The 12,808-nt window shown below is 37.5% G+C and carries 12 protein-coding genes, 18 tRNA genes, 1 rRNA gene and 1 pseudogene; 29 read left to right on the plus strand and 3 right to left on the minus strand.

The features are described from left to right. Window positions 1–71 precede the first annotated feature (71 nt). Window positions 72–290, plus strand: coding sequence for an MFS transporter (locus LDX58_RS06710; protein WP_227936082.1), 219 nt, complete (start codon window positions 72–74; stop codon window positions 288–290). Between the two features lie 209 nt (window positions 291–499). After that, entirely contained in the window at window positions 500–703 is a 204-nt protein-coding gene (locus LDX58_RS06715; RefSeq protein ID WP_227936083.1) for a hypothetical protein, read from the plus strand. Here the strand turns inward: LDX58_RS06715 and LDX58_RS06720 are convergent, their stop codons facing one another. Both LDX58_RS06720 and LDX58_RS06725 read right to left on the minus strand, forming a co-directional pair. Then, complete coding sequence (locus LDX58_RS06720; RefSeq protein ID WP_227936084.1) at window positions 704–1,045, minus strand: YppG family protein; 342 nt, start codon at window positions 1,043–1,045, stop codon at window positions 704–706. 14 nt (window positions 1,046–1,059) lie between these two features. Continuing rightward, window positions 1,060–1,494 (minus strand): Hsp20/alpha crystallin family protein, encoded by a 435-nt coding sequence (locus LDX58_RS06725; protein WP_227936085.1) that lies wholly within the window; start codon window positions 1,492–1,494, stop codon window positions 1,060–1,062. Window positions 1,495–1,593: 99 nt separating this feature from the next. Here LDX58_RS06725 and LDX58_RS06730 point away from each other — a divergent pair, with 99 nt between their 5' ends. The 4 genes and pseudogenes from LDX58_RS06730 to LDX58_RS06740 all read left to right on the plus strand — a co-directional run bounded on the left by LDX58_RS06730 (window position 1,594) and on the right by LDX58_RS06740 (window position 4,954). Next, the gene (locus LDX58_RS06730; protein WP_308017476.1) at window positions 1,594–2,532 is read left to right on the plus strand and encodes a dipeptidase; all 939 of its coding nucleotides are present in this window, start codon (window positions 1,594–1,596) and stop codon (window positions 2,530–2,532) included. A gap of 53 nt (window positions 2,533–2,585) precedes the next feature. Next, window positions 2,586–2,870, plus strand: a complete 285-nt coding sequence (locus tag LDX58_RS26965; protein ID WP_443627127.1) for an iron-sulfur cluster assembly accessory protein — start codon at window positions 2,586–2,588, stop codon at window positions 2,868–2,870. Between the two features lie 256 nt (window positions 2,871–3,126). Next, on the plus strand, window positions 3,127–3,879 hold the full coding sequence (locus LDX58_RS06735) for a SurA N-terminal domain-containing protein (RefSeq protein WP_227936086.1): 753 nt from the start codon (window positions 3,127–3,129) through the stop codon (window positions 3,877–3,879). A 169-nt stretch (window positions 3,880–4,048) separates the two neighbouring features. Beyond that, a pseudogene (locus LDX58_RS06740) lies at window positions 4,049–4,954 on the plus strand (chemotaxis protein). Window positions 4,955–4,998: 44 nt separating this feature from the next. Here the strand turns inward: LDX58_RS06740 and LDX58_RS06745 are convergent. Continuing rightward, on the minus strand, window positions 4,999–5,139 hold the full coding sequence (locus LDX58_RS06745) for a hypothetical protein (protein WP_227936087.1): 141 nt from the start codon (window positions 5,137–5,139) through the stop codon (window positions 4,999–5,001). A 165-nt stretch (window positions 5,140–5,304) separates the two neighbouring features. Between LDX58_RS06745 and LDX58_RS06750 the strand changes: the two genes are divergently transcribed. The 23 genes from LDX58_RS06750 (at window position 5,305) to LDX58_RS06860 (ending at window position 12,467) form a co-directional block, all read left to right on the plus strand. Beyond that, window positions 5,305–5,610 carry a HesB/YadR/YfhF family protein gene (locus LDX58_RS06750; RefSeq protein WP_227936088.1) on the plus strand — a complete coding sequence of 102 codons (306 nt, stop codon included), beginning with the start codon at window positions 5,305–5,307 and terminating at the stop codon, window positions 5,608–5,610. A gap of 363 nt (window positions 5,611–5,973) precedes the next feature. Further along, entirely contained in the window at window positions 5,974–7,173 is a 1,200-nt protein-coding gene (locus LDX58_RS06755) for an MFS transporter (RefSeq protein WP_265416593.1), read from the plus strand. Window positions 7,174–8,327: 1,154 nt separating this feature from the next. Continuing rightward, window positions 8,328–8,403, plus strand: a tRNA-Ala gene (locus tag LDX58_RS06760). A 17-nt stretch (window positions 8,404–8,420) separates the two neighbouring features. Then, window positions 8,421–8,494, plus strand: a tRNA-Met gene (locus LDX58_RS06765). A gap of 38 nt (window positions 8,495–8,532) precedes the next feature. Further along, a tRNA-Ser gene (locus LDX58_RS06770) sits at window positions 8,533–8,625 on the plus strand. A 34-nt stretch (window positions 8,626–8,659) separates the two neighbouring features. After that, window positions 8,660–8,734: transfer RNA gene (locus LDX58_RS06775), tRNA-Gln, on the plus strand. Window positions 8,735–8,738: 4 nt separating this feature from the next. After that, a tRNA-Gly gene (locus tag LDX58_RS06780) sits at window positions 8,739–8,813 on the plus strand. A 21-nt stretch (window positions 8,814–8,834) separates the two neighbouring features. Continuing rightward, window positions 8,835–8,923 (plus strand) — tRNA-Leu (locus LDX58_RS06785). Window positions 8,924–8,932: 9 nt separating this feature from the next. Next, window positions 8,933–9,009, plus strand: a tRNA-Arg gene (locus LDX58_RS06790). A gap of 35 nt (window positions 9,010–9,044) precedes the next feature. Continuing rightward, window positions 9,045–9,121, plus strand: a tRNA-Pro gene (locus tag LDX58_RS06795). 16 nt (window positions 9,122–9,137) lie between these two features. Next, window positions 9,138–9,211, plus strand: a tRNA-Gly gene (locus LDX58_RS06800). A gap of 9 nt (window positions 9,212–9,220) precedes the next feature. Then, window positions 9,221–9,297, plus strand: a tRNA-Ile gene (locus LDX58_RS06805). Window positions 9,298–9,334: 37 nt separating this feature from the next. Continuing rightward, a tRNA-Glu gene (locus tag LDX58_RS06810) sits at window positions 9,335–9,409 on the plus strand. Between the two features lie 7 nt (window positions 9,410–9,416). Then, window positions 9,417–9,492: transfer RNA gene (locus LDX58_RS06815), tRNA-Val, on the plus strand. Window positions 9,493–9,530: 38 nt separating this feature from the next. Then, window positions 9,531–9,604: transfer RNA gene (locus LDX58_RS06820), tRNA-Met, on the plus strand. Window positions 9,605–9,615: 11 nt separating this feature from the next. After that, window positions 9,616–9,692: transfer RNA gene (locus LDX58_RS06825), tRNA-Asp, on the plus strand. Window positions 9,693–9,708: 16 nt separating this feature from the next. Beyond that, window positions 9,709–9,784: transfer RNA gene (locus LDX58_RS06830), tRNA-Phe, on the plus strand. A 5-nt stretch (window positions 9,785–9,789) separates the two neighbouring features. Continuing rightward, window positions 9,790–9,862, plus strand: a tRNA-Thr gene (locus LDX58_RS06835). An 11-nt stretch (window positions 9,863–9,873) separates the two neighbouring features. Next, window positions 9,874–9,949: transfer RNA gene (locus tag LDX58_RS06840), tRNA-Lys, on the plus strand. 12 nt (window positions 9,950–9,961) lie between these two features. Next, window positions 9,962–10,046: transfer RNA gene (locus tag LDX58_RS06845), tRNA-Leu, on the plus strand. 353 nt (window positions 10,047–10,399) lie between these two features. Then, window positions 10,400–10,515 (plus strand): 5S ribosomal RNA (gene rrf / locus LDX58_RS06850). Window positions 10,516–11,312: 797 nt separating this feature from the next. Next, complete coding sequence (locus LDX58_RS06855) at window positions 11,313–12,164, plus strand: amidohydrolase (RefSeq protein ID WP_227936090.1); 852 nt, start codon at window positions 11,313–11,315, stop codon at window positions 12,162–12,164. A gap of 3 nt (window positions 12,165–12,167) precedes the next feature. Then, window positions 12,168–12,467, plus strand: a complete 300-nt coding sequence (locus tag LDX58_RS06860; protein WP_227936091.1) for a M20/M25/M40 family metallo-hydrolase — start codon at window positions 12,168–12,170, stop codon at window positions 12,465–12,467. Window positions 12,468–12,808 lie beyond the last annotated feature (341 nt).

The following is a 12,808-nucleotide window of genomic DNA, read 5'->3' on the forward strand; positions in this document are numbered from 1 at the left end:
CGACGATTTTAGGGGTTATTTAAGCGACAAGTATAAAAGTATTAAGAAAATGATTCTTATTGCATTGATCGGTGTTGCTTTTCTTCGTCTCTCCAACAACCGCACTCGGAGATTCACTTGCTCAAAAAACTACTGTTCAACAGAAGGTAAGTTTTGGTCGGATCCGATTATGGGCTTCATTAGGATTCGCGGTAACGTCACATTGGTTCCCTTTTAGGTGGGAATATTATAGAATTAACTTCAATTTCAACTTTTTACTTCATCCTAGGAGGAAGTGCACTGCTTGGTAAGATCGGCTTGTTTTTCTTTCAGAAGTCGAGAAAGAGAGCATAGGAAGAGGCTAATCGTAGTTAGCCTCTTAATCGATGATTAGAAAAAGAAAGGAAGTGCAATGGTGGAAATTATTTTAACAGATCGTGGATTAAACTATCTCCTAAGTTTAAATATCAAGGAAAAAGCGGTTCGCATTAGAGCGATAGACACATTTGAATGAAGCACGATGATTGAGTACGACCTCGCTCTGGATGAGCCGAGGAACACTGATTCATATGTGAAATTACATGATCTTTTATTTATCTATGATGATAAAGCAAGTGATGAAATAGGTGCCTTTGTGAAAATTGATTTTGTTCCATCACAAGGGCTCAAATTAATAAATGCCAATCAAACACTTGCTTATGCCTTGCAGATGAAAACAGTCTAATTATTTCTTAATAAAGAAGCTGCTTACCTGTTTCACTATTGGAGATACTTGGTGCATCGTTTTCATCACTTGGTCAACAGTATTAACGGTTTTCCCCATGTCAAAGTTGCCACTTTCGTTCGTAAAAGCAGTTTTAAAGAAGGATGGTTTGCTTGGTGTAAAACCAGGTGGTTGCTGTTGCGCCATGCCCATTTTTGGCCCTTGAAATGGGGTGTGCGGTTGCTTAGGCATGAATCCATGCATTTGCATAGGGTGATGAGAATACTGTTGTTGCTGCGGAAAAGGACCTTGGTGGTGAGGGTAATGATGATTCATCGGTCTATGTGGATTAGGTTGAAACATCCTAATCTACCTCCTTAATCAATTGGTATTTGTTTTCGCTTATTTGGGATTAAGATACGAAGTAACCCATTTTTATAACTAGCTCTTACATTTTGTTCTTCTATGATAAAAGGGACTGGAATAACACGTTGTCGAACTTGAGTATGGCCTCTGCTTTCTGTAATCCCTTTTGTCTCGTCTATGATTTCGGAACGCTCATCTTGAGTGATCTGAATGCGAATAGCTTGCCGATAAATATCTAGTGCAATTTGTCTTTTCTCAACTCCTGGTAGTTCTGCTTCAATGACAAACGTTTTCTCATCCTCGAATATATTGACTGGAATTGGTGCTAGAAATAAAGGATTGTCTTGGATATTGTCATACGTTTGCTGAAAGAAATTGTCTATGGATTTTAAGATGCCATGATAACCTTTGGGTAATTTTTTTGACCAAGGCTGTTGATCAGACATTTGGTGTCACCTCTTTTATATCGTTAATTAGTATATATGTATGAATGGTAGCTTATAAATGTGCAAGGCTTAATGCTCAGTATAGAGGGGGAAAACATAGTGAGAGTAGGGGTAATCGATACTCATTGTGATGCATTACTTAAGCTTTGGGAAAATCCTAACCGTAATTACATTAGTTCAGCTGAAGTGGATGCTAACGTTAATCGGTTAGTAGCTGGTGATGTGAGGGTTCAGATTTTTGCTATTTTTGTTGAGCCACATATTAAGCAAGATCAAAAGTTTCAAGTTGTATTAGAGCAAATTGAACTTTTCCATAAGAAAGTCCTTGGTTCAAGTTCTTTATTTCGGCATATTCGAAATTGGTCTGAATTAAAAGATTTAGAAAAAGGTCAGATTGGAGCTGTTCTATCTCTTGAAGGCGTTGATGCAATTGGTGATGACTTGACGAAACTCACCATTCTTCATCGATTAGGAGTCATTTCTATCGGATTAACTTGGAATCAAGCAAATTTAGTGGCAGATGGAGTCGGTGAGCCCAGAGGAGCGGGACTTACTCTATTAGGAAAAGAACTTGTTCACATGAATAATAAGAATCAAGTATTAACGGATGTATCGCACTTGAGTATCCATGGGTTTTGGGATGTCATGGAATTGGCGGCATTCCCGATTGCCTCTCATTCCAATTCAAGGCATCTTTGTGATCATCAGAGAAACTTATATGATGATCAAATTCAAGCACTTATAGAAAAAGAAGGGTATATTGGGCTTGTTTTTTGCCCAGCCTTTATTAAATCTACTGAAAGGCCATCTACGATCCAAGATGTTTTGAATCATCTCGATTACATGTGTTCACTAGGAGCAGAACATTATATTGGGTTTGGATCTGATTTTGATGGTATTATTGAAAAGGTTGTTGATCTAAGTCATAGTGGGGACTATCAAAACCTTGTGAATGAATTATTAAAATATTATTCATCTTCTCAAGTACAACGTTTTCTTAGAGGCAACTTTGAACAATTGATAGAACGTGTGACGTGAAATTTTTCGATAATTTCGTTATAATGAAAAAGTAGAAAAGCGAGGTGAATGATATGAAAATTACAGATCGCGCTAAAACATTTCTTCAAGAGACGATGAACGAACACGGATTAAATACGGTACGTGTTGTTTTTGCTGGTATGGGTTGAGGGGGTCCTAAATTAGGGCTAGCTCTGGATGAGCCAGCAGAATCGGATCAACATGAAGTCATTAATGGTATTAATGTAGCAATAGAAAAAGAGGTTGTTCCACATGTGGCAGATATAACTCTGGATTACCAAGAAACAGAAGGTCAACCAGGTCTTGTTTTGCTTAGTGAGGGTCAAGACTGTTGCTAGGTAATAAGAAAAAGAGTAAGAGTGACTATTTCAATAGTCACTCTTACTCTTTTTACAATATTTTTGATATAGTGGTCCCAAAATTGATTGAAATCTTGATAGATTAGTGTTTATTAAAAATATTCTTTCATAAGTTTTCACATTCCCTAAAGTGGGAGGTTAATGAAATAGTATAGAAGGCTTATGTTTCTGAAATGAATAGTTAAATATGATACAATGGCAAAAGGCTTAAGGACAAGAAAGGAGATTGATTAGATTGAAAAAAGTAACGATGGGTTTTGGTATTTTAGCACTAGCAATTGGATTAGCTGCATGCGGTGGAGATGAACCGGAGCAAGAAGAAGCAGTTGCAACACCAGAAGAAGAACCAGTAACTGAAGAGCAGGATATGGGATCGATCATTGATACAGAAAATATTCCAGATATCATTGCTACTGTTAATGGTGAGGATATTGAAAAGGGAATTTATGTGTCTTATTTGCAGCAACAAGCTAGCCAAATGATGATGCAAGGCATTGATTTAGAAAGTGAAGAAGGTAAAGGTTACTTAGAAATGATCAAAGAAAGTACGATACAACAGCTTGTTAATGAAAGATTAATTGTTCAAGCGGCTAATGAAGAGAATCTCAAAGTAACAGAGGAAGAGATTGACCAAGAAATCAAGTCAATTCTTGCAGAATTTCAACTAGAGACTGAAGCAGAACTTCAAGAGCTTATTGCCGAGCAAGGTGTAACAATGGACGAACTTCGCGATGACATTGTCGAATATCTAAAACGTGATAAATATATTCAGCAAAATATTAATGTGAAAGATGCTTCTGAGGAAGAACTTCAAGCAGCCTATGATGAAATACTTACGAATGTTGAGGATGAAACTGAAGTTCCTGAGTTTGATGATTACAGAGAGGAGTTACAAACCGGTTTACAAAGTCAGCAAGAACAAGAACAAACCGTTCAATTATTAGAAGATTTACGTGAAGCTAGTGAGATTACGATTCATCTTTCATAAGAGTAGGTGGCTTATAAGCGACTTTTCCTTTTTGTTAAATTGGGATTTGTGGCTTAGGCCATCTTTTTTTAGTGTTTAAAATTCTCTTGCTGATTTAAGGATTCAATTATAGAATATAGGTAATTGGTATTGGTTAATTATAATTACTCCAATCATTGGGGGAAGTAACATGAGCAAAGTAAATCAAGGCAATATTTTATTAGAAAGTGGGACTAACGAACTTGAAATCGTTCTGTTTTCAGTAGGGAATAGTACATTTGGTATCAATGTTCTAAAAGTAAGAGAGATCATTAATCCTATGCCCGTTACGGAAACGCCAAATGGTCATAAACATGTTGAAGGAATCATTCGATTACGTCAAGAGGTCATTCCTGTTGACAATTTAGCCGAAGTATTGAATTTACCTAAATCCCAATCATGATAAGTTTATTATTTCTGAACTTAATCAGACAAAGGTAGCTTTTCATGTTCATGGTGTTTCTCGAATACATCGTATCTCTTGGGAACAAATTGAAAAGCCAAGTGAACTCTCCCAAGGTAGTTTAAGTCCAACAATCGGAATTGTAAAAATGGATGATTTGATGGCTTTACTATTAGATTTTGAAAAGATTGTTGTCGATATCAATCCAGAATCAGGGGTATCCATTGCAAAATTAATGCTTTAGGTCCGAGGCAACGTTCAACCAAACGAATTTTAATTGCTGAGGACTCCGCAATTCTTAGGAAGTTGTTGCAGGATACGTTATCAGAAGCAGGTTATGGTAGCTTACAATTTTTTGAAAATGGAAAAAGTGCTTGGGAGTTTCTTGAATTATTGGCCGAAGAGGGGATGGAAGAAGTACGTAAGAGTATTGATTTGATTATTACAGATATTGAGATGCCACAAATGGATGGGCACCATTTAACTGTTAAGATAAAAGAGAATCAGTTATTATCTCATATACCTGTTCTAATTTTCTCTTCTCTTATCACAAATGATTTATTTCATAAAGGCGAAAGAGTCGGAGCGAATGCTCAAGTTAGCAAACCTGAAATAGTGAAACTGGTTGAGACGATTGATCAATTTGTAAAATAACAAAAGTCTGGCCTTAAGACGTAGATCGACAGGTATGATCTAAATTATGTCTTAAGGTCAGATTTTTTTTTTGTATTCTTGTTTTTATTTATCGTTTTTAATAACTCTTCCTTTTGTGTCTCTGATAAAATCCCTATCTTTTCAAAAAGCTGAGCATAATACACTGTTTTTTTTGAAATACTCATGTTATCTCTCCTTTAGCTTTTCTATATAGTATGCAAAGTCTCTAAAATGTTGACAGTGGGAAACTTTTTTGGTGTATTGCTGATTTTGACGATAACAGTCTTTCGTAGACAAACGATAAAATAAGTTGATATGATAATAAAGGATATTAAAAGGAGTGGTCTTCATTGAATATACAAATTACAAAGCCAGCGATTCAGTGGTTTAAGGATGAATTAAATTTAAAAGGTGAAGGAGAGTACGTCCGATTTTTTGCGAGATATGGCGGATGTGGCTCCATTCAAAGTGGATTTTCTTTAGGGATAACTCATGAGACAGAGACCCCTTTTTCAATTGGAGCAAAAGAAGAAGTAGAGGGTCTTATCTTTGTTATTGCAGAAGAAGATATTTGGTATTTTAAAGGATATGACTTAAAAGTGAAATATAGCCGAAGAAATGAAGAAATAGAGTTTGTATATGAGGAGCAAAATTAAAAGGGAATACAGGAAAATGTAGGAGATTTTAAAAAGGTGAAACCAACATTTTTCAGTAGCAAGTAAAAATGTAATCAATTCTAGGGGTTACAAAGCTAGAATAAGGCTGATAAATGGATAAAGAAAATACAAGTAGAGACACTCTGAATGGTTTAAAACAAACTGAATTAATATTCTTATGAGGAGGATGTTTTCTTCGGTACTGGTAACCGATTTTTTTCTTCTGTTGCGTATGAAGGTAAGGGTAGCTAGTTTCTGAATTGCTGATAGTATAACACAGAAGAAAACAAAGGTGAGGGATGGTGAGATTTCATAAAGTGAATTTGCCTCTAATTTTTTTGTCTTGAAAGTGTGGGAAGCATATTGAATAAAAGATGGATTGTTATTTTAGTTTCATTAGCTGCTTTTTTTGGGCCCTTCACTCAAACTATTTACGTGCCTTTAATTCCTGAAGTTCAACAGCATTTTGGTTCTTCAGAGTTTGTTGTTAATTTGACCATCTCTATTTTTACCCTTGTGCTTGCCTTGATGCAAGTCTTATATGGGCCTTTAGTTGATAGATTTGGAAGGAAAAAACTTCTCTTACCTGGTATATTTATTTATATCGTAGGGTCATTTGGGGCTGCCTTGTCAGCGTCTATTTGGATGTTATTATTTTTTCGTGCCATTCAAGCAGCTGGTATTGCAGTTGGTTCGGTAGTCGCCACCACTGTAATTGGTGATTTATTTGAAGGGAAAGCGCTAGGTAGGTCGATGGGAACCTTTCAGATGTTTGTTTCACTTGGTCCTGTATTAGGCCCTATAATTGGTGGTTTAATTGGGGGTTATACTACATTTGAAGGTGTCTTTTGGATTCTGACCTTTTTTGGAATTATCTTAGCCTTGTTAAATATGTATTTTTTACCTGAAACGAAAATAGGGCAAGGTGATATTGGGAGATTTAGTTTAAGAGATTTTGGAATCGTTTTGAACAATCGAGTGGGAATGGTTGTGGTCGTATTAGGTTTTATTCAATACTACACGTTCTATCAATTTCTCGTTTTTATGCCAAACCTTTTAAAAGAAACTTATTTATTAACAACCATTCAGATCGGGTGGGTTTTCTTACCTTTATCTTTAACGGTCGTAATAGGAAATTTAGTAGGAGGAAGATTACAAGAATATGTTCTTCCGAAGAAGCTAATTGTTACTTGTGCTTCTTTAGGTATTTTAGCAATTCTCCTTTATATATTTTTAGCTCCTGTATCGCTGTTTCTATTAAACATTTCTCTTGCATTATTCGGGTTGTGTATGGGAGTGTGTTCACCAATCCAAACAACGCTTCTTACCAATACTTTTATTGAGAAACGAGCTACCGCTATTGGAGTTTATAATTTCTTGAGGTATTTAGGAATGGCGGCTGGTCCGATGATAGGTACATTCTTATTTAACTGGAAGCCGTTTGCTGAGTTTTACTTTTCAGCATTTTTGTTTAGTTGCGTACTTCTATTTGCAAGACAAAAATTAAAAGACCCTCACATAACAATTCAAGAAGAAACTAAAGATGTTTATAGTGAGGGGTAATTAGAGTTAGGAAATAACAGCACAATCAGTTTGCGGAGTGTGTTAACTAATCTTCCTATTCGCAAGTATTATTTATCAAACTGCATTAATTCTAAGGGAATTGATGCAGTTTGATAGAATTAAGATTGAGATTATTCTGGTGTCGGTTATGTGATGTAATTTAGTTTACTTCTACCGTAATTAAGCGCTATGGTGCGGTGTTAGAGTTTAGGCTAGAGCTTATAAGAATCCCTCATAATAAAATCACTATTAATTTTTATCATTTCATGGTGATTTTACAGGCGTGAGAAGTTTTAAGCAGACTGTTCAATCCTTTGTGGATGAGTTAATCTCCATTAAATAATCAGTCAAGCTTAGGAGGAATTGTACATAAACCTTTCTAGTGATGAGATCATGCCCTCCTTCTAATTCCTACAACTGAGAGGCAGTTTCTGAGTGATGTTAGGGTATCGCTCATTTTAATTTTTAAAATCGCATTGTTTCATGTTTTACGAGATAAGTAAAAATTGTGCATTCATTATACAAGCGTTTCTAAAGCGATGTTGATTTTACATTCAGTCTATTAGCATCCCCTCTCTAAGTATCCTTTTGTGTCGCCACTAAATAATCTCCTACATACAACTCGGGCTGGATATAGAAGGACCTCTTTGGTTCCATCTCAGAGGGATCAGTTAATCGATAAAATTTTTGAAAAAGAGAAAAGTTTATTCTGTATACGAGTGTTGTTATGACTGAAATAGTTGATGCTGTTAGCTTTTATTCAATAAACGACAATAATATAGGAGGGGTTCGTCTGATGTAATCAATATTTTTGCGGAATTTGTTTGTATTTGTCAAGAATATATGATAAATTAATATATCTCAGCGGAAAAACACTTAAAAACAGTGGTTTCACAGAATTTAATTTTGTATTATCCTATTTTTTTGCCTTTATATAAGTTGTGTTGAGATATCAATAAAAAACTTCAAAATAAAAGTTGCACAGAATGAAGATGTGTGTTAAGATAATTTTTGTCGCTAGAGAGCGGCAAACTTAGTGTTACATGATGTGATTGAAGTCAGTAGTAATCGGTCGAGGACTTATCCAAAAAAAATCTTGATAAATGTTGTTTCTTGCTGTATTATCTAGTTTTGAGAGAATCATCTCTTATTATGGGGCCTTAGCTCAGCTGGGAGAGCGCCTGCCTTGCACGCAGGAGGTCAGCGGTTCGATCCCGCTAGGCTCCACCATTATTTTCAAATATCGAGGCGGTGTAGCTCAGCTGGCTAGAGCGTACGGTTCATACCCGTGAGGTCGTGGGTTCGACTCCCTCCGCCGCTATTATTTAATTGAATAAATACTATTACAATCTTTAAATTGGAGGAATACCCAAGTCTGGCTGAAGGGATCGGTCTTGAAAACCGACAGGCGGGTCAAACCGCGCGGGGGTTCGAATCCCTCTTCCTCCTCCATATTTTTAAATGGACAAGTACTTTTATATATTATTGGGCTATCGCCAAGCGGTAAGGCAACGGATTTTGATTCCGTCATGCGTTGGTTCGAATCCAGCTAGCCCAGCCATTATGCGGAAGTAGTTCAGTGGTAGAACACCACCTTGCCAAGGTGGGGGTCGCGAGTTCGAATCTCGTCTTCCGCTCCATATAGAAATCTTGTTTCCTGTGCCGGGGTGGTGGAATTGGCAGACACACAGGACTTAAAATCCTGCGGTAGGTGACTACCGTGCCGGTTCAAGTCCGGCCCTCGGCACCATATAGTAATGCGCCCTTAGCTCAGCTGGATAGAGTGTTTGACTACGAATCAAAAGGTCGGGAGTTCGAATCTCTCAGGGCGCGCCATTATTTCAACTTTATTAAATAAGTAATTTTATTAACGGGAAGTGGCTCAGCTTGGTAGAGCACCTGGTTTGGGACCAGGGGGTCGCAGGTTCAAATCCTGTCTTCCCGACCATCATTTATTTATCTATGCGGGTGTAGTTTAGTGGTAAAACCTCAGCCTTCCAAGCTGATGATGTGAGTTCGATTCTCATCACCCGCTCCAATAAATTAAGGGCCTATAGCTCAGCTGGTTAGAGCGCACGCCTGATAAGCGTGAGGTCGGTGGTTCGAGTCCACTTAGGCCCACCATTTATAGAGTTTGAATAATTGACAGTTTAGTAGTTCTGGCCCGTTGGTCAAGCGGTTAAGACACCGCCCTTTCACGGCGGTATCACGGGTTCGATTCCCGTACGGGTCACCAATTATATGGAGGATTAGCTCAGCTGGGAGAGCACCTGCCTTACAAGCAGGGGGTCGGCGGTTCGATCCCGTCATCCTCCACCATATTTATTTAAATATAACATCTGCAATTCTTATAATGACGCGGGGTGGAGCAGTCTGGTAGCTCGTCGGGCTCATAACCCGAAGGTCGGTGGTTCAAATCCGCCCCCCGCAATTACCATTAATGGTCCGGTAGTTCAGTTGGTTAGAATGCCTGCCTGTCACGCAGGAGGTCGCGGGTTCGAGTCCCGTCCGGACCGCCATTTATATTTAAAAATTGGCTCAGTAGCTCAGTCGGTAGAGCAATGGACTGAAAATCCATGTGTCGGCGGTTCGATTCCGTCCTGAGCCACCATTCATGCCGGCCTAGCTCAATTGGTAGAGCAACTGACTTGTAATCAGTAGGTTGGGGGTTCAAGTCCTCTGGCCGGCATTGCTTTTTTAGAGCCATTAGCTCAGTTGGTAGAGCATCTGACTTTTAATCAGAGGGTCGAAGGTTCGAATCCTTCATGGCTCACCATTATATTCTTATGCGGGTGTGGCGGAACTGGCAGACGCGCTAGACTTAGGATCTAGTGTCTTATGACGTGGGGGTTCGACTCCCTTCACCCGCACCACTTACTTAATACAATATTTCTTTAGAGAAACGTTGCATAAACTAAGTATAGGTGTTAAGATGTAAATTGTCGCTGCTGAAGAGCAGAGGGTTATTTTTCTAATGAAATTGCGCGGAATTAAAAACCGTGTTATGCTGATTAAGTACTAGCGAGAATAGGTAAGAGTTAGTTGATAGGTCTGGTGTGGAGCTGACAGATACTAATCAGTCGAGGACTTATCCAATACACTCTTGACGTCATATTTTGAATAAATATGACCATGTTTCTATTAATGTATTATCTAGTTTTGAGAGAACCATCTCAAATGTGAACTACGATACTCGTTAGGAGAATCCGATGTTCAATATACTAAGTCTGGTGGCGATAGCGAAGAGGTCACACCCGTTCCCATGCCGAACACGGTCGTTAAGCTCTTCAGCGCCGATGGTAGTTGGGGGCTTCCCCCTGTGAGAGTAGGACGTTGCCAGGCATCTAAAAGCATTCCATTGTGGGATGCTTTTTTAATACAAAAACCCCCTGACTAAACTAAAATTTGAAGTTAGACTGTCTATTTTAAGACAAGTTGAAAAAGATATAGCAATGAAATTATTGGAAGATAAAAAGTAAATGATGAATCCTTCATTTGCAACCGACGATTAAGAACTATTTAGAGTCTGTAGATTCATGTAAAGATATATCTTATAAAGTAGTAGTGGGAAGGATAGTCTTTCCACTACTTATTTTTATTTAGGGCTCCCTCTGAACTAACCTTTTATTAAGTTTTAAGTTTCCTTTTAAAGGTCGGTACATTTACAAATGTTTACAAACAGGCTTCCTAGCATTATTAATCATTTTCATGACGATGATCCCGATATTACTGTAAACAATAAATGAATTTGTAGACTGTGTGAAAGATAGGTAGAAGATAAAGTTGGAGGAAATTAAAGTTTGTCTAGATGAAACAGCTTTCTTATAATTGATTCAAACTCACAAAAAAATAATCAAAATAATGGAAAAATTCTTTCCTTAAAAAAAATGAGGTTAAATAATGGATCTTTTCGCCTAATTTCAGCTTAGAAATAAGCATCAAGTCTATCTATAAAGAGAAAATTTGAGTTGAGATGAATATTGTATATAGTAAAGAAAAATTTTATTGTGTTATGTTTTAATAGCTATTTCAATCATATGTGCTTACAATATTTAGATCCTAGTGGTAACAGTTAAATTTGTTCAGTGTCAATGGTTTCGTATAAAAGAGTATATTGAAAACTGGAAATGGTAAAAGGAGTGAGAGTCATTAGAAACATAGAAGAGTGGATCAATCAGTATAAAGATCAGCTAGAAGGAACGTATCAGCATCTTCACTCGATCGCGGAAGTAAGTTGGCAAGAAATAGAAACGACGAAATTTCTATGTAAGGAACTTGATAAAATTGGAATTCCCTTTGTGACCTTCGAAGATCATCCTGGCTTGGTAGCTAGTTGGAAAGGGGATATAGATGGCCCTACAGTTGCTATAAGAGCTGATATTGATGCTCTATGGCAAAATGTAGATGGAGTTTGGAAGGCCAATCATTCTTGTGGACATGATGGACATGCAACGATGGTTTTATATACAGTAAAAATGCTAAAGGATATTGGATTTCAACCCAAAGGAACGTTAAAGGTCATATTTCAACCAGCTGAAGAAACAGGAAAAGGAGCAAAAGCTCTTATTGAAAAAGGAGTAGTTAAGGATGTTGATTATATGATAGGTCTTCATGTTAGACCTATCCAAGAACTAATTCTTAAACAAGCTTCGCCAGCGATTTATCATGGTGCTACGATGGTGTTAAAGGGGAAAGTCAAGGGGATACAAGCCCATGCTGCTAGACCACATCTTGGGATTAATGTTTTAGATTCGATTGCGGCTATCATAAATGCGATTAACTCCATTAAAATGGATCCAGCTATTCCTAGTTCGGCAAAAGTGACTATGGTTCAAACTAATGGTAAGAATATTAACATTATTCCAGATGAAGCTGTATTTGGAATTGATTTGCGAGCACAAACGAATGAGGCGATGGAGGTCCTTCTAGATCAAATTAAAAAAGCTGTATATGCGTCAGGGGGATTCAACGGTGCCGAAGTAGAACTGTAAACATTGGCAGAACTGGTTGCAGCCGTTCCAAATAAGTGGATGGAAGAACTGGTTCAAGAAGTGATTTATGAAACGTTAGGTGAAAAAGGGACATCGCCTCCGCTCAGTACACCAGGAGGAGAGGATTTTCACTTTTATGCCTTGCATCAAAAGAATGTAAAAGCAACGATGGTAGGACTAGGGGCGAATCTCTCGCCTGGCTTACATCACCCGAATATGAATTTTGATTTAACAGCTTTACAAGATGGCGTTATGATCTTAGCGAAGTCAGTAATAAAAATGTTTGAAAAACATGGAAAATAATCTAAAAGCGAAAGAGCGTCTAAAGAGACGCTCTCTAAAATTAGAAAGGAGAGAGAAATGAATCTGATCGTATAGCTAGTTAAGGGGCTTAGTTAAGGCGATCAGATCGAGAAGAACACCTCCTTTTATTGGTATACTACAAGTTATGTTGTTATTCTAATAAAGAGATAGATCATATGCGGAACTAAAAAAGAACAAACGAATGTACTAGTGAAAACGTGATCTTGAATTGAAAATGGCCTACATTAACAGGGAATGTAATAGTCTAGAAAGAGTACATAAGGTATAAAAGTTCATATTGTATTTCCTCATAATAAGATACGCTTCTGACCTTCAATGCT

Source organism: Alkalihalobacillus deserti, from assembly GCF_020734105.1.
Lineage (GTDB): Bacteria > Bacillota > Bacilli > Bacillales > Bacillaceae_D > Halalkalibacter > Halalkalibacter deserti.